Raw genomic sequence first — 19966 nt, 5'->3', positions numbered from 1 at the left:
GGTCAGAGCGAACTCTTGCGTGGCGTGCGCATCGTGACGAGCTCCTCGGCCGCGCTCGGATGCAAGGCGATGGTGCGGTCGAAATCCGCCTTGGTCGCGCCCATGGTCACGGCGATGGCGACCGACTGGATGATCTCGCCGGCATCATGGCCGAGGATGTGGACGCCGATCACCCGGTCGGTTTCGGCATCCACGACCAGTTTCATGTAGATGCGTTCGTCGCGGCCCGAGATCGTCGCCTTCATCGGCCGGAAGCCGGTCTCGAAAATGCGCAGCTCGCGGCCTGTCGCAAGGGCTTGCTGCTCGGTGAGGCCGACGCTGCCGAGCTCCGGCGTGGTGAACACGGCAGAGGCGACAAGCGCATGGTCGACCGTCCAGGGCTTGCCGCCGAAGGTTGTATCGGCGAAGGCGTGGCCCTCGCGGATCGCGACAGGGGTCAGGTTGACGCGATCGGTGACGTCACCGACGGCAGCGATCGACGGAACGCTGGAGAGCGACGCGGCGTCGACCAGGACCTGGCCGGTGGGGCCGAGCTTGACGCCGGCGTCCTCGAGGCCGAGCCCCACCGTGTTCGGGCGGCGGCCGGTGGCGACGAGGACGACGTCGGCGTCGATCGGCGCGCCGTTGGCACAATGAGCGCGGCGGCTGCCGTCCGGCAGCAATTCGATACGGTCGACGGTGCAGCCGAGGCGCAGCGTGATGCCGGCATGACCGAGCGCGTCGCGCAGACGGGTACGCAGATCCTCGTCGAAGCCGCGCAGCACGTTGTCGCCGCGGTGCAGCAGCGTGACGGCGACGCCGAGGCGGGCGAAGACACTGGCGAATTCGAGCGCGATATAGCCGCCGCCGACGACGAGCATGCGCTGCGGCAGGCTCGGCAGATGGAAGACCTCGTTCGAGGAGATGCCGAGCTCGCCGCCCGGAATCGGCGGCTCGAAGGCCGGATGGCCGCCGGTCGCGACCAGGATATGGCGGGCGCGGATCGTCTCGCCGCTCTTCTGCAACCTGACCTCGTGCGGCCCCGCGACGACAGCCCGCTCCTCGCGGATCGCGACGCCGGCGCCGTCGAGGCCCTTGCGGTAGAGGCCGGAGAGCCGCGTCACTTCCTTGGCGACTGCATCGCGCAATATCGGCCAGTCGAATTCCGGCTTGCCGACGCTCCAGCCGAAACCGGCCGCGTCCTCAAACTCGTCGGCGAAGCGGCTGGCATAGACGAAGAGCTTCTTGGGCACGCAGCCGCGGATGACGCAGGTGCCGCCGATGCGATCCTCCTCGGCGATCATCACCCGGGCGCCATGGCCTGCGGCGATGCGGGCGGCGCGCGTGCCACCCGACCCGGCGCCGATGACGAAGAGGTCGACGTCGAACTCAGCCATAGCTGTCTCCCTGCCGCGAGGCGGCGTCTGTCCCAAACCTGAGAATGGTAGCGCCCTGCCCGACGCAGGCGATCGAGAAGGCGAGCGTCAGCAGCACAGAGTGATTCGCCAACAGCGCCGCGAGAAACATCGCCGCCAGATAGAGCAAGCCAGCGATGCGAAGGGCCCGCACTGCTGCGATCGAGAGAGCAATCTGACTCATGCGTCGGGGCTTACGCGATGGGAGATGCCGCGCCTAGAGGGAGCGGCACGCTCACCAGCCCCTTCCAAAGATCGCCGCGTTGCTGGGAAGACCTACGACCATCGATGGTGTCGCCGCTGCCCTCGTCGAATTTTCCTGCGTAGGCAGGCGGCTCAAGCGAAACATCTTGACTTGTGATTATGCAATCAGGCGCAATTGATCCGCGGTCTGATGCGGTGCCACAGGCGAGCGTCGACAATCGGCGCGTCAAACGCGCCATTTGGGAGGTAACTATGCTCACGTCCTTCTTCAAGCGCGGGGCCGTGGCCGCCGTCGCCCTGGCTGGCCTCACCACGGCCGCCTTCGCCCAGATGGAACTTAAGATCATGGCTCCGGCCGCGCCCGGCGGCGGCTGGGACGGCACGGCCCGCTCGATGCAGCAGGCGCTGACCGCTGCCGGCATCGCCAAGAGCGTCCAGGTGACCAACGTCACCGGCGCCGGCGGCACGATCGGCCTCGCCCAGCTGATCGGCGCAAAGGGCGACGGCCACCAGCTGATGGTCAACGGCTTCGTCATGGTCGGCGCCATCCTGCTGAACAAGTCGCCGGTGAACCTGACCCAGGCCACGCCGATCGCCCGCTTGACCGCCGAGGCGCTTGTCATCGTCGTGCCCACGGATTCGCCGATCAAGAACGCCAAGGATCTCGCCGACCGCGTCAAGGCCGACCCGGCCAAGGTGACCTGGGCCGGCGGCTCGGCCGGCGGCGCCGACCACATCCTCGCCGCGCTCTTCACCGAAGCGGCCGGCGGCGACGCTAAGAAGATCAACTACATCCCGTTCTCGGGCGGTGGCGAGGCGCTCGCGGCCATGCTGGGCGGGCGTGTCACCGCCGGTATCTCGGGCTATGGCGAGTTCGAGGGCCAGATCAAGGCCGGCAAGCTGCGTGTCGTCGGCGTCAGCGCCAGCAAGCGTCTGGCGAACGCTCCGGACGCCCCGACGCTCAAGGAAGGCGGCGTCAATGTCGAGCTGCTGAACTGGCGCTCGGTCGTGGCGCCTCCGGGGCTCAGCGACGCGCAGAAGACCGAGCTCTCCGGCGCGATCGACAAGATGGTCAAGTCGAAGGAATGGGCCGAGATCCTCAAAGCCCGCGGCTGGGACGATGCCTATCTCGCCAGCGCCGAATTCGATGCATTCCTGAAGAACGAAACGGTCCGCGTCGAAAAGGTCATGAAGGATGTCGGCCTGGTGAAGTAAGGCCCTCCTGAGACGTCAATCAAGGGCGGGCAGCCGCGAGGCCGCCCGCCCTTCGTCACCTTCGCTCCAGAGAAGACGGTCGCGCCCATGTCCCGCTCCATCGACCGCCCGGCCCTCATCGTCGGGCTCCTGCTGCTCGCTGCGGCGGCGATCGTCGCCTTCGATGCCTCGCGCCAGACGATCACCTCGAACTATGGGGTCGGGCCGACCGCGATGCCCTATGTCGTCTGCGCCGGTCTCGCCGTGCTCGGGCTCGCGCATTTCATCGTCGCGTTCAAAGACGGCCTGCCGAAGCCGGAAGAGGCCGACGGCAAGGCGCTGCTCTGGATCATCGGCGGCTTGGTCGGCCTCGTCGCCTGCATCGCGCTCGGCGGCGGCTTCATCATCGCCACCGCGATCATCTTCGCCTGCACGGCGCGCGGTTTCGGACGCGAGGCGCTGATCGTCGACATCGTCATCGGCGCGGTGCTCGGCACCATCATCTACGTCGTCTTCCTCAAGCTCCTGACCCTGTCGCTGCCGGCCGGGCCGCTCGAAGCGCTGCTGAGCTGAGGAGGCACGCAGATGGATACCTTTCTCTCACTCGCCAACGGCTTCTCCGTCGCTCTAGAGCCTTCGAAACTGCTGTTCTGCCTGATCGGCGTCTTCCTCGGCACCGCCGTCGGCGTGCTGCCCGGCATCGGCCCGGCGCTGACGGTCGCGCTGCTGCTGCCGGTGACCTTCAAGCTCGATCCGGCCGGCTCGCTGATCATGTTCGCCGGCATCTACTATGGCGGCATGTATGGCGGCTCGACGACGGCCATCCTGCTCAACGCGCCGGGCGAGAGCGCCTCGCTAGCGACCGCGCTCGAAGGCTCGAAGATGGCGAAGGCCGGCCGCGGCGGCCCGGCGCTGGCGACGGCGGCGATCGGCTCCTTCGTCGCCGGCCTGGTCGCCACGATCGGCCTCGCTTTCCTGGCGCCCTGGCTGGTCGAACTGGCGGTCAAATTCGGACCCTGGGACTATTTCGCCCTGATGATCGTCGCCTTTGTCACGGTGTCGGCGACCTTCGGCGATTCCCCGCTGCGCGGCCTGACCAGCCTGTTCCTCGGCATGCTGCTCGGGCTGATCGGCATCGACAAGCTGACCGGCCAGGCGCGCCTGACATTCGGCGTGCCCGAACTGCTCAACGGCGTCGAGGTGACGACGCTGGCGGTCGGCCTGTTCGCCGTCGGCGAAGCGCTCTACGTCGCCTCCAAGCGCTGGCGCGAGCCGGAGGAGATCATCCCAATCAAGGGCTCGCTCTGGATGAGCAAGCAGGACTGGAAGCGCTCCTGGGCGCCCTGGCTGCGCGGCACCGCCTTCGGCTTCCCGATCGGCGCGCTGCCGGCCGGCGGGGCGGAGGTGCCGACCTTCCTCTCCTATTCGACCGAGAAGAAGCTCTGCAAATATCCGGAGGAGTTCGGCAAGGGCGCGATCGAGGGCGTCGCCGGGCCGGAAGCCGCCAACAACGCCTCGGCCGCGGGCACGCTGGTGCCGCTGCTGACGCTCGGCCTGCCGACCTCGGCGACGGCCGCGATCATGCTCGCCGGCTTCCAGCAATACGGGCTCAATCCTGGCCCGCTGCTCTTCGCCGAGAAGCCCGACCTGGTCTGGGGCCTGATCGCCTCGCTCTTCATCGCCAACGTCATGCTGGTGATCCTGAACCTGCCGCTGATCGGGCTCTGGGTGCGGCTGCTGGCGATCCCGCAGCCCTGGCTCTATGCCGGCATCCTGGTCTTCGCGACCATGGGCACGCTCGCGGTCAACCCCTCCCCGGTCGAACTCGGCATGCTCTTCGGCTTCGGCTATCTCGGCTATCTGATGCGGCGCTACGACTATCCAATCGCGCCGATGGTGGTCGGGCTGATTCTCGGGCCGATGGCGGAGGCGCAATTGCGCCGCGCTCTGCAGATCAGCCTCGGCGATCCGATGATCCTTCTCGAGAACCCGATCTCGGCCACGCTGCTCGGCATCGCCTTCATCGCGCTGGTCGCGCCCTTCGTGATGAGTGGGCTCAACAAGTTCAAGGCCGCAGAAGACTGATCACGTAATGCACAACCGGGGCCGCACGTCCCGGTTGCGCTTGAACAAATATGGCGTGACTGTGTTCTCCTCTTCACCGGGCCTGCGGCCCGTCGAGCGAGGATGAATCATGAGCGACGCTACGCTGCCCCCTTCCGCCGCACCGCAAGCCCAAGCTGCCGAGCCAAGCCTCCATCGCGTGATGGGTCCCTGGCTGCTGCTGCTATTCATCGTCGGCGACATTCTCGGCACCGGCATCTACGCGCTCACCGGGCAGGTGGCGAAGCAGGTCGGCGGTGTCGTCTGGCTGCCCTTCCTGGTCGCCTTCGTCGTCGCGATGATCACGGCGTTCAGCTATCTTGAGCTGGTCACCAAATACCCACGGGCCGCCGGCGCCGCGCTCTATGCGCACAAGGCCTTCGGCGTCCATTTCATCACCTTCATCGTGGCCTTCGCGGTGATGTGCTCGGGCATCACCTCGGCTTCGACCGCCTCGCGCGCCTTCGCTGCCAACATGTCACACGCGTTCGGGCTCAACCTCGCCGGCGGCATCGGCATCACCATCGTCGGTCTCGGCTTCATGGCGCTGGTCGCGGCGATCAACTTCCGCGGCGTCGGCGAGAGCGTGAAGGCCAATGTCGTGCTGACCTGCGTCGAGCTGACCGGCCTCCTGATTGTGATCTTCGTCGGCCTGTGGGCGATCGCCGCCGGCCAAGGCGACGTCTCGCGCATCACTCAGTTCAAGCCGGCCGGCGATGGCGGCCTGTTCTGGCCGGTGATCGCGGCGACCACCCTCGCCTTCTTCGCCATGGTCGGCTTCGAGGACTCGGTCAACATGGCCGAGGAAACCAAGGACCCGACCCGGACTTTCCCGAAGATCCTGCTCGCCGGCCTCGTCATCACCGGCGTGATCTATGTTCTGGTCTCGGTCTCGGCGATCACCCTGGTCTCGCCGGAACAGCTCGGCGAGGGCGAGACGCCGCTGCTCAAGGTTGTCGCAGCCGGCGCGCCGAATTTTCCGATCTGGATCTTCGGCTTCATCACCATGTTCGCAGTCGCCAACAGCGCGCTGATCAACATGCTGATGGCGAGCCGGCTGGTGTACGGCATGAGCCGGGAGCATGTGCTGCCGCCGGTGCTTGGCAAGGTCCATCCGACGCGTCGCAGCCCCTACGTCGCGATCGGCTTCACCACCCTGCTCGCCTTCGCGCTGATCACCTTCGTCGGCACGGTGCCGGCGCTGGGCGGCACGACGGCGCTATTGCTGCTCTGCGTCTTCACCGTCGTCAATATCGCCGTGCTGATGCTGCGCAAGGACACAGTCGAGCACGAGCATTTCCGCACGCCGACGATCCTGCCGATCGCCGGAGCGATCTTCTGCGCCTTCTTCGCCGGTCCCTGGACCGGGCGCGATCCGGTCCAGTACAAGATCGCCGGCATCCTGCTCGGCATCGGCGTCGTGCTCTGGTTCGTCACCGTGATGGTCAATCGGGCAACCGGTGCGCGCCCGAGCGATCCGATGATGGAGGATATCGGCGGACGCGGGCCGGTGAACTGACCTCCGAATAAAAAAGGCCGCCGGTTCGCCCGGCGGCCTTTTGTCAGCAATGGAACCTGCAGCTCAGAGCTGATGGCCGCGTTTGCGCATCTCGGCCTGGAAGAGATCGAACAGCCGGTTGCTGGTCGCGGTGCTCCAGGGCTGCAGCAGCGCGAATATCTCGTCGATCACCTGGGGGCGGTAGGAATTGTAGCGCTGGCCGACCGGCGAGTTGAAGAAGGCCGCGACGTCCTTGAGATCGGCCTCGGTCATCTTGCTGGCGAAGATGCGGGCCGACGAGTCGACGATCTCCTCGCGGCGCAGGTCCGCCTCCGCCTTGAGGGCGGTCAGGACCTCGTCCATGTCCTTTTTCAGCTCGGGCCGAGTGGTGCCGAAGCTCTGGCGGACACCGGCGCTGAACTCAGCGTAGATCGAGTCGAAGGACTGCGACAGGCCGGAGGAGACGACGACCTCACGGGCGGCCTTGAGATGCTCCGGCGTCGGCCCCTGCTGCGCCAAAGCGGGCATGGCGAGCAACGCCAGCGAGAGAAGCGCGCCTGCCAGGCTGTGACGGATCATGCGGTTACCCCTTCGTCGATCGTCCGGAATGCGGCGATTCCATTATTCCGGTGCGGCAACGACCCCGACCGGGCGAGCCGCAGGCCGCTCTTAGAACATGTCCAGCGAAAGTGGAAACCACTTTTGCGGCTGGAGCGGGCCGTTCGACAGCTTGTCAGCGGCGCTCGCCAGCCGGATCGCCGAGAACCCGCACACCGTCGCTTCCGGCGAGGAAAGCCGCGGTGGCCAGCCCGAGGAAGAGGCCGTGCTCGACGACGCCCGGCACCTGATTGAGTGCGAGCCCAAGCACCTCCGGCAGCTCGATCCGGCCCAGATGCGCGTCGAGGATGTAGTGGCCGCCATCGGTCAGAAGCGTCGAGCCGTCGGGGCGCTGGCGCAGCTTGAGCTCGCCATGCGCGCCGGACGATGCGATCGCAGCCGCGACCGCCCGCCGCGTCGCCTCCAAGCCAAACGGCACGACCTCGATCGGCAGCGGGAAGCGGCCGAGCGTCTCGACCTGCTTGCCGGCGTCGGCGATCACGATCATGCGCTTCGAGGCGGCGGCGACGATCTTCTCGCGCAGCAGCGCAGCGCCGCCGCCCTTGATCAGCCGCAAGCCGGTGTCGAGCTCGTCGGCGCCGTCGACGGTGAGGTCGAGCTCGGGCGTCTCGTCAAGCGTCGACATCGCGATCGACAGGCTGAGCGCCTGCGCCTGCGTCGCTTCGGAGGTCGCGACGCAGATCACATCCAATCCAGCCGTGACCTTGGCGCCGAGACCATCGACGAAATGCTTCGCCGTCGAGCCGGTGCCGAGGCCGAGTCGCATGCCCGGCTGCACCAGCTCCAGCGCCGCCAGCGCGGCAGCCTTCTTCAGATCCTCGCTCACGCGCCGAGCCCACCCATCAGCATGTACTTGATCTCGACGAACTCCTCGATGCCGTGAAGGGAGCCCTCGCGGCCGAGGCCGGATTCCTTGACGCCGCCGAAGGGCGCGACCTCGGTGCCGAGAATGGCCGAGTTGATGCCGACCATGCCGTATTCGAGCTCCTCGGCGACGCGGAAGGCGCGGCCGAGATCCTTGGTGTAGAAATAGGCGGCAAGGCCGAAGGGCGTGTCGTTCGCCATGGCGACGACCTCGTCCTCGCTGGTGAAGCGATAGACCGGGGCGATCGGCCCGAAGGTCTCTTCGGTGGTGACCAGCATTTTGGTGGTCACGCCGGAGATCACTGTCGGCTCATAGAAGGTACGGCCGAGCGCATGCCGCCGGCCGCCGACCATCACCTTGGCGCCGTTGGCAACGGCGTCGGCGACATGGCGCTCGACCTTCTCCACAGCGCGCTCATTGATCAGCGGGCCCTGGACGACGCCGATCTCGACGCCATTGCCGACCTTCATCTTGGCGACCTCGCCGGCGAACTTCGCGACGAAATCGTCATGGATGCCGTCCTGGACGAAGAGGCGGTTGGTGCAGACGCAGGTCTGGCCCATGTTGCGGAACTTGGCGATAATCACGCCCTCGACCGCCTTGTCGAGATCGGCGTCGTCGAAGACGATGAAGGGCGCATTGCCGCCGAGCTCAAGCCCGACCTTCTTCACCGTCGAGGCCGCCTGCTGCATCAAGAGCTTGCCGACCGGGGTCGAGCCGGTGAAGCCGATGAAGCGAACCGCCGGATGAGAGGTCATCACGCCGCCGATCGCCTGGGCGTCGCCGGTGACGATGTTGAGCACGCCCTTGGGGAAGCCCGCCTGCTCGGCGAGCGCGACCAGCGCCAGCGCGGTCAGCGGGGTGTCCGGCGCCGGCTTGACCACGAAGGTGCAGCCCGCCGCCAGGCCCGGCGCGCATTTGCGGGTGATCATCGCCGCCGGGAAATTCCAGGGCGTAATCGCGGCGCAGACGCCGACCGGCTGCTTCTGGACGATGATGCGCGAATTCGGGAAGGGCGAGGGAATGGTCTCGCCATAGATGCGCTTGGCTTCCTCGGCATAGAACTCGACGAAGGAGGCCGCATAGGCGACCTCGCCGCGCGCCTCGGCCAGCGGCTTGCCCTGCTCGGCCGTCATGATCTGCGCCAGATCCTCCTGGTTCGCCATGATCAGCTCGAACCATTTGCGTAAGGTTTGCGAGCGCTCCTTGGCCGACTTCTTCGCCCAGGGCTTGAAGGCGCGCGAAGCGGCCTCGACCGCGGCGGTGGTCTCATCCGCGCCGAAGCGCGGCACCTTGGCCAGAATCTCGCCGGTCGCCGGATTGTCGACAGCATCGACGCCCTCGCCGATCCAGGCGCCGTCGATGAAGCACTGCGCGCGCAGCAGCGAGGGATCCTTGAGCGTCAGCATATGAGCCTCCGGCCTATTGAACGGGTCGCCGGGGCTCTAGCACGCGCTGCGCGCGCTTGCCGATAGCAAAACGCCGCATGCAGGCGGAACGCCGATTGAAATGACCGTTCGGGAACCAGCCCGGCGGCGGCCGCTACTTCGCCATCGGCGTGCAGACGACCTTGTCGTCGAAGACGTAGCAGACGCTGAGCTCGCCGGTACGGACATTGGCGCGGAAGATGCCGCCTTCGCGCTCGTGGCGCGAGGGGACGAGAACATAGTCGCTCGGCGCCTGCGGGCCGGCCCCCTCCCCCGCGGGGAAGCAGACGGTAACGCCGACACCGCCCTCCTTGAGCTGGAACTGGCAGGCCCCGACCTCGCCGGTCGCCTTGTCGATGCGATAGACGCGGTTGAGGTCGGTCTGCGGCGCCGGCGCGAACTCGAAGGGCGCGGCGAGCGCCGCGCCGAAAGCCGGCAAGACGAACAGGCCGGCGCCCAGCGCCCGGCCCATCGAACGGCCAATGGAGCTTCTGGAACAGCTCGACAGTTTCGGCACCGCTACGACCCCTTTCGACGATTCGTCCGCACACTATCATGGCGGCGCAGCCGTATCATCGCGATTGCGGCGGGGTCACGACGAGATGACGCGGCTGTTGCCTGGCCGCCCTTGCCAAGCCGTGCCTCCCGGCCTTTATGCGGAGAGCCACGTCACAGGATCGCCCATGTCCCTGCCCCCGATCGTCGTCTTCGATCTCGACGGCACCCTCGCGGAGACGGCGCCCGACATCATGCGCACGCTCAACGTCATCCTCGAACAGGAGGGGCTGGCGGCCCTGCCGCTCGAGCGGGCGCGCGAGCTGGTGGGTGCCGGAGCGCGGGCGTTGATCGAGCGCGGCTTCAAGGTCAGCGGCCGGCCGCTCGATACCGAGAAGCTGGAGCAGCTGTTCGAGACCTTCCTCGGCATCTACGCGGACGGCGTCGCCGGCACCAGCTTCATCCATGACGGCGTCGGCGCGGCGCTGGACGAGCTCGCCGCCGAAGGCTTCGTCTTCGCCGTCTGCACCAACAAGCCGATCCGGCACACCCGGCTCTTCCTCGACCATTTCGGGCTGAGCGGGCGCTTCGCCGCCATCGCCGGCCGCGACAGCTTTGCCTTCTGCAAGCCCGACCCGCGCCATCTGACCGAAACGATCGCGCAGGCCGGCGCCGATCCGGCCCGCGCGGTGATGGTCGGCGATTCGCGCACCGACGTGGACACGGCGCGCGCCGCCGGCATCGCTGTGATCTGCGTGCCGTTCGGCTACACCGACGTGCCGGTCGAGGCACTCGCGCCCGACCTGGTGATCCAGCACTTCAGTGAACTGCCGCAGGCAGTGCGGCAGCTTACCGACCGCAAGCCGGCCCTCGCTACTCATTCTTGACGGCGGCGGCACACCCCACTAGGAACAGCGCGATCCGGGCGGCTAGCTCAGCGGTAGAGCACTCCCTTCACACGGGAGGGGTCACAGGTTCGATCCCTGTGCCGCCCACCATTTCCCCACTTTCGAATAGCCCATAGGCGCCATCGCGCTGAGCAAAGGTTGCGCGAGCGATCGAGCTCGCCTGCTCGCCGGAGATATCGGCGAGCCGGAGATGGTGGCCCCAGTTTGCTGCATCCGCGCCATACTCTCGCGCGTAGATGACAAATGCTTATGCCTAAAAGCCGGAAGCGGCCGGCTCCTGAGATGCCGCTATCGACCGAAATCCCAATCGATCTCGACATCCAACGCAGGCTGAGACGCGATCTCAAACTGACGAGCGAGGAGATCCTGGAAATCGACATCGAGCTTGCGATCGAAGCTGGCCTGTTAAAGAGACCCAAGCCTCGCTGATACGAGGAAGCCCGACCTCAAAAGGCGGGCGCCTGCCGTGCCTTTCCGGTTACCGCCGCGCGAGCCGCCCCCTGGCTCCCCTCACGAATGGCCATGAAACCGGCTGCACATCTTGTGCAATGTAGCCACCGAATCCTGCGGCGGGTGCAGGCACAACACGGTGACGGTGGCGCGCGCAGTTCTGCGCCGCTTTCAGGTGAATGGGTGACCTAACAACGTGATCGGATATCAGCAGCGTGTCCTGCGTGCCCTCGGCGCGCTCGCGATCCTATGGTCGTTCGCAATCCAGTCCCCCGGCCAGGCGGAGACGCCGATCACGGTCAAGGGCGGCGAGACCGTCACGATCGCCGGCGTCCGTAGCATCCTCATCCGCGTCCAGAGTCCCAAGGGCAGCGTCATCCTCCTGACCGGCGGTGATGGCCGGCTCGAGATCGGCAGCGGCGCGCGCTTCGGCAAGGCCGGCGACAATGTCCTGATCCGCAACAGGGACGCCTTCGCCGCGCAGGGCTACAATGTGCTGCTTGCCGAGTTCGCGACGAACCTTCCTGCTGCGGTCGACCATATGGCGGCGATCAAGCGTCCGGTCATCGTGGTCGCCACCAGCATGGGCACGCACCGTGCGGCCCAGGGCCTCGTGGAGGGCGCCATGCCGGACAGGCTCGTCCTGACCTCGGGCCTACTGAGCAAGGCGTCCGGGCCCGGCGACACTACCGTTCAGAGCATCCTGGGGACGCCGAACCGGCTGCCGCGCACGCTCGTCCTGCACCACCGAGAGGATCGCTGCCGCTTGACGCTGCCAGCCGACGTCGCCCCGTTCCAGGCATGGGCGGGCGGGCGCGTCCAGGTCGAATGGATGAGCGGCGGGCAGACCGACGAGGCCAATCCCTGTCGCTTCAGCGCACATCATGGTTTCGCCGGGCAGGACGAGGAACTCGTCGCACGCATCGTCAAGTTCATGATGCGCTGACAGGTCTCGATACTTGCGCGAGCTCTTTTCGCTCGATCGAACGAAACGCGTGCTGCCGCCGCGGGGCCGCGCAATGTTGGAGCAAGCCGACGCGCCGATCCCTCCACCGGGACCATCGTGGAGATCGGATCATGCGATTCGGCACTGGGCAATCTGCGTCGTTCGCCGGCCGCGCCCTGCACAGATATCTCGATTTCGTCCGCCGCACGACGCGCTTCAAGCCGGCGATCCCGGGGGCGAGACCGTGGGAGCGCAGCCGCGACCCCTTCATCGCCCTGACCTGGCACGGCCAGCAAATGCTGAGCCTGGCGGCACTCGACGGCGCGGCCGAGGTCGCGATCCTGGCTTCGCTGCATTTCGACGGAGCGGTTGTCGCCTCGGTGGTGGAGCGGGCGGGCTTTCGCGTCATCCGCGGCTCCGGCACACAAAGCCCCCTGAAGATCAAGGCCAAGCGTGCCATTCCCGCCTTCTTCGAGATGCGCGAAGCGCTGCGCGCGGGCACCAGCCTGCTCCTGACCGCCGATGTCCCGAAGATCGCGCGCGTCGCCGGCAGAGGCGCGGTCCAGCTCGCCCGCGCCACCGGCCGCCCGATCTATCTCTTCGCCGCGGTGACGAGTGCGCGGATCGATCTCGACAATTGGGACAGGGCGAGCATCGCCCTGCCCTTTGGGCGCGGCTGCGTGCTCTGGTCGGAGCCGCTCTATGTCCGCAAAGCCGCCGACGAGCGCGAGATGGGCCTGATCGCGCTTGAAATCGCGAGCCAGCTCGACGAACTGCATGTCACGGCGCATCGCCTGCTCGACCGGCGCCGCTAGGACGTATGCGCGTTGGCGCGAGACCAGTCAGCGGCCGGGCGGCGGGCAATCGGCAGGCGTGGCGCAGATCCGGCCGGGCGGGCGCAATTGGTCCGACGGGCCCGCAGGTTCGATGACGATGCGGCTGAGGTCCCCGGAGAAGCGCAGGCCGAGGCCGGAGGAGATCAGCACGATCCGCGCCCGCGAGGAGGCCAGGATGGTGGCGTTGGCGCCGGCAAGGAAATGGGCGCTGCCGCCGAGGCTGGCATAGGTGCCGAAGACATCTTCCTGCCGGTCGAGCCCGTAGACCAGCATGATCACCCGGCCGTAATCGGCGCCGAGGCCGATGCCGACCGACAACGCCGACCAACTCACCGGCACCGGAATGCCGTCGGAGAAGCGCAATTCGCCGCTGCCATGGCGCCCGCCCACCACGAAGGAGCCGCTGAGCTCGCCCCCGATGATATAGGCGTTCGGCTCGCCGAACAGCGCGAGCGAGCGCTCGATCGGCAAGCTGACCGTCTTGCTGGTCGTATCGAATACGCCTTCAACGAAACGAAAAATGTCCTGGCGGGACGACGTCGGCAGTTGGCCCGCCTGAATATCCCCTTTCGTCGCCACGCCTTGCGCCAGCACGAGATTCGGCGCGAAGGCCAGCAACGTGGCCAGCATCACGCGCAGCGACGGCCAACTCCAGATGACGCGCAGCGCAGACATCAGGCCGGCAGCTCCGGGAGAGAGTTGAACGGCAATGGCGATACGGTCCATGCAGAGACAGGAAGAGGCGAGCGCCCGGTTGCGCAAGCCATACCCGCATCGAGGTTCCGTGACGACTCACAACGCCGTATCGATCCAGCGCCAACCGACACCGGCTGCACGGCATGGCGGCGGAGCCTCGTCATGACCTCGCTGTCGCGGGCCCTTACGCTGCGCCTGTCGCTGCTCGGCATCGTCCTGTTCACCGCCTTCATCGGCTCCGTCATCGCCTTTGCCCTGATCACCGAGGATCCCGGCGTCCTGCGCAACGACGTCACCTCCCAGATCATCCAGCAAAGCGTCCGCCAGCCTTCCGGGATCGCCTTGCAGGTCGAGAAGACCGCCGGGCTCACGCGGATCGAGCGTGCCAGCCCCTCGCTCTGGTACCTGGTCTCCGACGGACGTTCGGTTGTCGAGTATGCGCCAGAATTGCGGCCGGGCCTGCCGATCGACATCCGGCTCGACGGCCCGACCATTGCGGCGCAGATGCGGGTCGGCGGCGATAATGCGCTCGCCTTCGATGTGATCGAAAAGGACGGCACCCGCTTCATCGTGGCGACCGGCGGCGGCCTGCCGGGCTGGGACCTCATCCTCGCCCACTACCTGCGCGCAATCGCCGGCTCGGCACTGGCGATCTCGGTGGTCTTCGGCCTGCTGATCGCCGGCGCGATCGCGATGTCGGTATCCTATATCGGCGCGCGCCTGCGCAGCGCGGCCGAGGCTGCGGCCAGGATCGACCCGAAGGCTCCACGCGGCCTGCTGCCGACCGAGGAGACCCCGATCGAGCTGATGCCGCTGACCACGGCGCTCAATGCGGCGCTCGACAAGATCGCCGGGAACATGGAGGTACAAAGGCGCTTCATGAACAATGTCGCGCATGAACTGCGCACGCCGCTCACCGTGATGCGCGGCCGGATCGACACGTTGCCGAACGACCAGATGCGGCTTGCGCTCACCACCGATGTCAGCCGTCTGACCACCATCGTCTCGTCGATGCTGCAGCTGGCCCGGCTGCACAGCACCGAACTGCCGTTCGAGCGGTTGCAGCTCAACCGCATCGCCCGCGCCGTGCTGGCCGATCTCGCGCCGCTGATCCTGAGCAACGGCGCCGATGTCGCCTTGGAGGAGGAAGGCGATTGCCGCTCGCTGATCGAGGCCAACGAACCGACCGTGCGGGCCGCCATCGCCAACCTCGTCGACAACGCGCTCCGGCATGCCCAGGCGAAATCGACGATCCTCGTGAGGGTGATCGACGGAGCCGTGGTGGAGGTCAGCGATGACGGCATCGGGATCGATGCCTCCGACCGCTCTCAAGCGGCCGAACCGTTCAACCGGATGTCGCCGAACTCGACCGGCGCCGGGCTCGGCCTGACAATCGTGCGCGACATCATGGCCGCCCATGGCGGAACGCTCGCAATTCTCGGCCGGCCGGGCGGCGGCACCATCGTGCGGCTTGTCTTTCCGCCGCGCGAGAGCGACGGTTGAGGCACCGCGTTTCCGTTGAGAGCGCTCATCATTCCGGGCTTCGCGCAGCGAAGAACCCGGGACCTATGCATGTGGCGACGCCGATGCTCACTGCGTCATTGCGAGCGTGAGCGAAACAATCCAGGGGCGGCAGAGCTCCACGTCCCCCTGGATTGCTTCGTCGCTGCGCTCCTCGCAATGACGGGAAGCGTCGTGGCCATGAGTTCCGGGCTTAGGCGTTCAACCTGCCCCGGAAAAACTGGTGGTTCAGCAGACCGCTTCCGACACCCGCAGCATGTAGCCGATGCCGCGCAGCGAGGTGATCTCGACTCTTGCGCCGGCCTCTTTGAGCTTGCGCCGCAGCCGAGAGATCTGGGCTTCCAGGGTGTTGGACTCGATCAGGTCGTCGAAGCCGTAGACGGCCTCGATCAGGACGTCGCGGGTGACGACGCGGCCGACGCGCTGGACCAGCGCCTCGAGGATCAGCGCCTCGCGCCGGCGCAAGTCGAGCAGGTCCGAGCCGACGCTGGCGCAGCGCCCTTCGAGATCGAGCGCGAGATTGCCGGCGGTGATCACCAGCGAGCGCTTGGGGTTGCGCCGGCGCATGATGACGCGCAAGCGCGCCAGCAACTCCTCCGGCTCGAACGGCTTGATCAGATAATCATCCGCGCCGGTGTTCAGGCCTTCGATCACGTCGGCCTTGGCATCGCGGGCGGTCAGGACCAGGAAGGCGGGCCGCGTCTCGGAGGTGCTCAGCGCCTTGACGATCGAGAGGCCATCGCCGTCCGGCAGGCGCCGGTCGACGATGGCGATGTCGAACGGCGTCGAGCGCAGGGCCGCCATCGCCGCATCGATCGTGGTCGTGCGGTCGGCGATCAGCCCGGCATTGGTCAGGAGCGAGGACAGGAAAGCCATCAGTTGTGGCTCGTCCTCGACGATCAGGGCGCGCATGAAGAGGTCAATCAGGGTGCACGGATGGAACGTGATGCCGGAATAGGGGCGAAATATCCAGACACATCACGCTCCATCCATGCCCGGGCGCAGCCATGGGCCGCAAGTCGATCCGGATCGGTTTGCCGACCCGGAGGTTCGAGGTTCAGAACCGGTAGTTCAAACCGGCCTTGACCAGATGCTCGTTGACGCCGACGCGGGTGCGGCCATTGGCGAACTGGAAGTTCTGCTTGCCGAGCGAGACGTAGTTGTATTCGAGCTTGGCGGAGAGGTTGTCGGTGATGCCGTATTCGGCGCCGGCGCCGGCGACATAGCCGACCTTGCTCTTCTCCTTCGAGACCAGGCCGTCGCTCGCCTTCAGGCTGCCATAGGCGACACCGCCGAGGCCGTAGACCAGGAAGCGATCGAAGGCGAAGCCGGCGCGCGCCTTCAGCGTGCTGACATAGCGCATGTCGGCGCTGGTGCCGCCCGTGCGCTTGGCACCCTTGCCGAGCCCGTTCATCGAGATGTCGGCCTCGAGACCGGTGACGAGGCCGCCCATCTGCAGGTTGTAGCCGACTTGGCCGCCGAGCAGGACCTCGCTGCGGCTCTTCTTGCCGACGCCCTGAAAGCGGTCGAAGCCGGCACCGCTATGGGCGCCGACATAGAGGCCGTTCCAGTTGTAGGCGCGCGGCTGGGAATAGGTCGGCTGGTATTGCTGGACGGGCACGCGACGATCGGCAGCCATGGCCGGAACTGCGAGCAGGGCCAGCAGGCCGACCATCGGGATGAAACGCTTCATCAGAAACTCCTTGCGGCGGCCGCTGTGGCCGCCGACGCATCAGGCCAGACAGGTGGAGACCGGTTCACCGGCCCCTTGCGACCACGGCACCGGGCGTCGGACCGGGTCAGCACGGCCCAATTTGCGTGCGAAGATTACGGCAACGTTGCCCGCAGGCCGGGCACGTTCCGAGACGGATTCCTGGGAGTTTTACGGCCGGACGCCGAGGGCAGACGCGAGCAGCGCGTTCAATTCCGCACGATGGGTCCTGGCTGTTGCCGGGCGTCTCTCGCAACGTTCGCCCATTCGGCCAGCGGTGCGGTCGCCATGAACTGCTCAATGGCGAGCAGGGCGATGTCGCCGGCATGACCCGAGCGGCGCAGGCCGAGAATCAGTCGCGCCAGCCATTCGCGATGAGGGTTCTCGAACGGCCCATAGATCGGGCCGACATGCCGCCAGGCCTCGTGAAAGGCTGTCCCGAGGGCAGCGAGCTCTTCAGGCCCGGCATTGAACTGGCAGGCAGCCATGGCGAACCTCCCGGCGTTTCGCAGAAGCGGACCAGAGCCGGCCCGGCTTTGCAATCGGAAGTTGCCCCTCGATCTGAAGACTAGGGGAATGGCCGGTTAACGGCAATCGGAGAAGCCTTCAGAGACTGCTCACGATCTCGCGCGGATAGCTCGCGGCAAAAGCGCGTGCCGAATCGCGAAAGGCCACCCATGCCGGCAGCGGCGCCGCGCTGTGCGTGGAAGACCCGGGAAGAAGCGGACGGGTGCGTTCATCGATTGCCGAGTCGGGATCAATACGGGCCGAACGGCAGAGCGCCCGCGCAATCCGGATAATGCGCTGTTCCTCATTGTCGTCGGAAATCATCTGTCGGCAGGCCTCGAAGTCACCGCCAAGCGAGCGGCGGCATCACAACGTCGCAGCGCAACGGATGTTCCACCGTCGATCTCGCCACCCGGTTCAGCCGCATTTCGCCTCAGGGAACTTTTTCTCGGCGTCGCGCTTTTGTCCGAAAATCGCCCAAATCACGGCAACCGCCAAAGTAGACGCCTACGCCTGTTGCAGCCCCGCAACGGGCGCCTCGAAAGCTTGAGAGGTCGCGCCGATGTGAACGCCAATCGATTGAACGACAGCCTTCGCTCTGCCAGAGATTTGGGGAATTGTTGACGTTTTTCCGTCACCTTTTCCCGCGCCCGCTCCCCTAACCTCGCCCGAGGCCGCTATGCTCCGCTTCTTCCGTTTGGCCCTGATCGCCGGCACGGCCGTCGCGGCCACCGCTACGGCCGCTATCGCCGAAATCGACCCGCTCACCCGTCAGCCACTCGTCTCTTATGTCGACCCCGCCAAGGCGCAGGCGACTGCGATCCCGCGCGAAATCGTCTCGTTCAGCGGCACCTATCGCCCCGGAACGATCGTCATCAACACCGCCGAGCGCCGCCTCTATTATGTGCTGCCCGACGGCAAGGCCGTCCGATACGGCGTCGGCGTCGGGCGCCCAGGCTTCGAATGGGGCGGCACCCAGACCATCACACGCAAGGCCGAGTGGCCGAGCTGGACCCCGCCATCCCAGATGTTGAAGCGCCGGCCCGACCTGCCGCGCTTCATGCCCGGAGGCCCGGAGAATCCGATGGGCGCCCGCGCCCTCTATCTCGGCTCGACCCTCTACCGCATCCACGGCTCGAACGAGCCGGAGACGATCGGCCAGGCGGTATCCTCCGGCTGCATCCGCATGCTGAACGAGGACGTGATCGACCTTTACGAGCGCGCCAAGGTCGGCACCCGGGTCGTCGTCGCCCGCTGAACGCCAGCCCCATCCGGATTTGCGAAAGGCCGGCCTCGCACCGGCCTTTCCTTCGTCCATCTATCCGCCCGTCAAGAGCTAAAGCAGGGCTCGCCGCGCCGGCGGGCGCCGCCCGCAAGGACTGGGCTGATCACGCCCGCTCTCGATCGCCCAGGCGGGCGGGCTCACCGCGGCGGCATCTCGGGAAATTCGAGCTTGCTCACGTCATAGCCCAGCGCTCGGGCGCGCGCGACAAGCCTGCGCCGCTGTGCCTCGCCGATCTGCGGGTCGCGGGAGAAGATGTAAAGGTCGCGGAACTCGGGATCGGCCGAGATGAACCAGCTGTAGTCGTTGGCGCGATCGAGCACCCAATAGTCGCGCGTGACCGGAATGAAGCCGTACAGACGATAGTCGACCCTGAGCTTGGCGTTCGTGCCGGGATCGAGGATACGGCCCGGCCCGCCGATCGTCTTGAGCTCGCCCGCGGGCGTGCCCATCCGGCAGGAATCGAGAACCTCTATGCCGCCACCGGCGTCGCGCTTGTATTCCGTCGCACCGGCGACGCAGCCATCGGTGATCGCCATCGGGCGACGGGCGATCTCGTGCCAGAGACCACTGTAGAAGCGGCCCGCATCGATCGTCTTCAACGGCTCGGGCGCCTTCACGGCCGGCCCGCCCATCGTCATGCAGCCCGACAGAAAAACCGCCAGCCCCAAGCCGGCGATGATGACCTTCGCTTGCATGACATCCTCCCTGGTGCGCGTCAGGCGCGTTCGGGAGCATCTACGTCCGGGACACGGGTTCGGTTCGTTCGATCGAGCCGGCGCGCGCTAAACTCTTCGACCTCGCTCCCGCGACAGCCCCTTCGCCGCAAGATCGTCGAGATAGGCGTGCATCTTCGCCTCGCCATTGCGGCCGAGCTCGCGCAGATAATCCCAGCCATAGATCCCGGTGTCGTGCATGTCGTCGAAGGTCAGCCTCACCGCGTAGTGGCCGACCGGCTCGACCTTGAGGATCTCGACCTCGCGCTTGCCCGGCACGGTCTGCTTCTGCGTTGGGTTATGGCCCTGAACCTCGGCCGAGGGGCTCTCGACCCGCAGCAATTCGGCGGGGAGCGCATGGCTCTCGCCGCTCTCGAAAGTGATGTGGAGCGTGCGGCGATCCTTCGACAGACGGATCTCGCTCGGCCAATCTGACATCTTCGTGTTTCCTCAGAGCGGCTCGCGGCTTCTGGTGCGCTTGACGGCGGCCCTGTCGCCGACAATGCTCGCTTCCTATATCAGAGCAACGGCAGGCGCACTGCGCCGCAAGACCGCGATCGCCCGAGGATTTCAGCCATCGTGCTGCATGACCCCG

General features: G+C 66.7%; 22 protein-coding genes and 1 tRNA gene. 10 read left to right on the top strand and 13 right to left on the bottom strand.

Annotated elements, in window-relative coordinates:
• Positions 1-2: 2 nt before the first annotated feature.
• Entirely contained in the window at positions 3-1376 is a 1374-nt protein-coding gene (gene gor, locus ACFPOB_RS09460) for a glutathione-disulfide reductase (RefSeq protein WP_377797766.1), read from the bottom strand.
• On the bottom strand, positions 1369-1578 hold the full coding sequence (locus ACFPOB_RS09455; protein ID WP_377797765.1) for a hypothetical protein: 210 nt from the start codon (positions 1576-1578) through the stop codon (positions 1369-1371). Before ACFPOB_RS09455 ends, gor begins: the two co-directional genes overlap by 8 nt.
• Positions 1579-1850: 272 nt before the next feature.
• On the opposite strand from ACFPOB_RS09455, the gene ACFPOB_RS09450 reads away from it, so the two are divergent.
• The 4 genes from ACFPOB_RS09450 to ACFPOB_RS09435 all read left to right on the top strand — a co-directional run bounded on the left by ACFPOB_RS09450 (position 1851) and on the right by ACFPOB_RS09435 (position 6414).
• Entirely contained in the window at positions 1851-2813 is a 963-nt protein-coding gene (locus ACFPOB_RS09450; RefSeq protein WP_377797763.1) for a Bug family tripartite tricarboxylate transporter substrate binding protein, read from the top strand.
• Positions 2814-2900: 87 nt separating this feature from the next.
• Complete coding sequence (locus ACFPOB_RS09445) at positions 2901-3365, top strand: tripartite tricarboxylate transporter TctB family protein (RefSeq protein WP_377797762.1); 465 nt, start codon at positions 2901-2903, stop codon at positions 3363-3365.
• 12 nt (positions 3366-3377) lie between these two features.
• Positions 3378-4877: a tripartite tricarboxylate transporter permease gene (locus tag ACFPOB_RS09440; protein ID WP_377797760.1), complete on the top strand. Its 1500-nt coding sequence runs from the start codon at positions 3378-3380 to the stop codon at positions 4875-4877.
• Positions 4878-4986: 109 nt separating this feature from the next.
• Positions 4987-6414, top strand: a complete 1428-nt coding sequence (locus ACFPOB_RS09435) for an APC family permease (protein ID WP_377797759.1) — start codon at positions 4987-4989, stop codon at positions 6412-6414.
• Positions 6415-6477: 63 nt separating this feature from the next.
• Here the strand turns inward: ACFPOB_RS09435 and ACFPOB_RS09430 are convergent, their stop codons facing one another.
• From ACFPOB_RS09430 to ACFPOB_RS09415, 4 genes are all read right to left on the bottom strand, one after another.
• Positions 6478-6972 (bottom strand): DUF2059 domain-containing protein, encoded by a 495-nt coding sequence (locus ACFPOB_RS09430; RefSeq protein ID WP_377797757.1) that lies wholly within the window; start codon positions 6970-6972, stop codon positions 6478-6480.
• A gap of 154 nt (positions 6973-7126) precedes the next feature.
• Positions 7127-7837: a ribose-5-phosphate isomerase RpiA gene (rpiA, locus tag ACFPOB_RS09425; RefSeq protein WP_377797756.1), complete on the bottom strand. Its 711-nt coding sequence runs from the start codon at positions 7835-7837 to the stop codon at positions 7127-7129.
• The gene (locus ACFPOB_RS09420; RefSeq protein WP_377797754.1) at positions 7834-9285 is read right to left on the bottom strand and encodes an NAD-dependent succinate-semialdehyde dehydrogenase; all 1452 of its coding nucleotides are present in this window, start codon (positions 9283-9285) and stop codon (positions 7834-7836) included. The genes rpiA and ACFPOB_RS09420 overlap by 4 nt, the downstream gene beginning before the upstream one ends.
• 133 nt (positions 9286-9418) lie before the next feature.
• Positions 9419-9775 carry a hypothetical protein gene (locus tag ACFPOB_RS09415; protein ID WP_377797752.1) on the bottom strand — a complete coding sequence of 119 codons (357 nt, stop codon included), beginning with the start codon at positions 9773-9775 and terminating at the stop codon, positions 9419-9421.
• Positions 9776-9986: 211 nt separating this feature from the next.
• Between ACFPOB_RS09415 and ACFPOB_RS09410 the strand changes: the two genes are divergently transcribed.
• The 4 genes from ACFPOB_RS09410 to ACFPOB_RS09395 all read left to right on the top strand — a co-directional run bounded on the left by ACFPOB_RS09410 (position 9987) and on the right by ACFPOB_RS09395 (position 12917).
• A complete protein-coding gene (locus ACFPOB_RS09410; protein WP_377797750.1) occupies positions 9987-10685 on the top strand; it encodes an HAD family hydrolase in 699 nt (232 codons plus the stop codon).
• A gap of 36 nt (positions 10686-10721) precedes the next feature.
• Positions 10722-10796 (top strand) — tRNA-Val (locus ACFPOB_RS09405).
• A gap of 556 nt (positions 10797-11352) precedes the next feature.
• Entirely contained in the window at positions 11353-12102 is a 750-nt protein-coding gene (locus ACFPOB_RS09400) for an alpha/beta hydrolase (RefSeq protein WP_377797748.1), read from the top strand.
• Positions 12103-12233: 131 nt separating this feature from the next.
• Positions 12234-12917 carry a lysophospholipid acyltransferase family protein gene (locus tag ACFPOB_RS09395; RefSeq protein ID WP_377797746.1) on the top strand — a complete coding sequence of 228 codons (684 nt, stop codon included), beginning with the start codon at positions 12234-12236 and terminating at the stop codon, positions 12915-12917.
• Between the two features lie 27 nt (positions 12918-12944).
• On the opposite strand, the gene ACFPOB_RS09390 is transcribed toward ACFPOB_RS09395, so the two are convergent.
• Positions 12945-13613, bottom strand: a complete 669-nt coding sequence (locus tag ACFPOB_RS09390; RefSeq protein WP_377797744.1) for an EipA family protein — start codon at positions 13611-13613, stop codon at positions 12945-12947.
• A gap of 183 nt (positions 13614-13796) precedes the next feature.
• Between ACFPOB_RS09390 and ACFPOB_RS09385 the strand changes: the two genes are divergently transcribed.
• Complete coding sequence (locus tag ACFPOB_RS09385; RefSeq protein WP_377797742.1) at positions 13797-15137, top strand: sensor histidine kinase; 1341 nt, start codon at positions 13797-13799, stop codon at positions 15135-15137.
• 246 nt (positions 15138-15383) lie between these two features.
• On the opposite strand, the gene ACFPOB_RS09380 is transcribed toward ACFPOB_RS09385, so the two are convergent.
• The 4 genes from ACFPOB_RS09380 to ACFPOB_RS09365 all read right to left on the bottom strand — a co-directional run bounded on the left by ACFPOB_RS09380 (position 15384) and on the right by ACFPOB_RS09365 (position 17697).
• Positions 15384-16067: a response regulator transcription factor gene (locus ACFPOB_RS09380; RefSeq protein WP_377797741.1), complete on the bottom strand. Its 684-nt coding sequence runs from the start codon at positions 16065-16067 to the stop codon at positions 15384-15386.
• 145 nt (positions 16068-16212) lie between these two features.
• Positions 16213-16848 carry an outer membrane protein gene (locus tag ACFPOB_RS09375; protein WP_377797739.1) on the bottom strand — a complete coding sequence of 212 codons (636 nt, stop codon included), beginning with the start codon at positions 16846-16848 and terminating at the stop codon, positions 16213-16215.
• Between the two features lie 227 nt (positions 16849-17075).
• Entirely contained in the window at positions 17076-17354 is a 279-nt protein-coding gene (locus tag ACFPOB_RS09370; RefSeq protein ID WP_377797737.1) for a hypothetical protein, read from the bottom strand.
• Positions 17355-17472: 118 nt separating this feature from the next.
• A complete protein-coding gene (locus ACFPOB_RS09365; protein ID WP_092156347.1) occupies positions 17473-17697 on the bottom strand; it encodes a hypothetical protein in 225 nt (74 codons plus the stop codon).
• Positions 17698-18052: 355 nt separating this feature from the next.
• Between ACFPOB_RS09365 and ACFPOB_RS09360 the strand changes: the two genes are divergently transcribed.
• Positions 18053-18631, top strand: coding sequence for a L,D-transpeptidase (locus ACFPOB_RS09360; RefSeq protein ID WP_377797735.1), 579 nt, complete (start codon positions 18053-18055; stop codon positions 18629-18631).
• Positions 18632-18795: 164 nt separating this feature from the next.
• Here ACFPOB_RS09360 and ACFPOB_RS09355 read toward each other — a convergent pair whose 3' ends face one another.
• Both ACFPOB_RS09355 and ACFPOB_RS09350 read right to left on the bottom strand, forming a co-directional pair.
• On the bottom strand, positions 18796-19353 hold the full coding sequence (locus tag ACFPOB_RS09355; protein WP_377797733.1) for a lipocalin family protein: 558 nt from the start codon (positions 19351-19353) through the stop codon (positions 18796-18798).
• 87 nt (positions 19354-19440) lie between these two features.
• Positions 19441-19809, bottom strand: coding sequence for a gamma-butyrobetaine hydroxylase family protein (locus tag ACFPOB_RS09350; RefSeq protein WP_377797731.1), 369 nt, complete (start codon positions 19807-19809; stop codon positions 19441-19443).
• Between the last annotated feature and the right edge of the window lie 157 nt (positions 19810-19966).

The organism is Allobosea eneae, assembly GCF_042657265.1.
GTDB lineage: Bacteria > Pseudomonadota > Alphaproteobacteria > Rhizobiales > Beijerinckiaceae > Allobosea > Allobosea eneae.
This window is presented reverse-complemented; position numbering and strand designations above follow the sequence as displayed.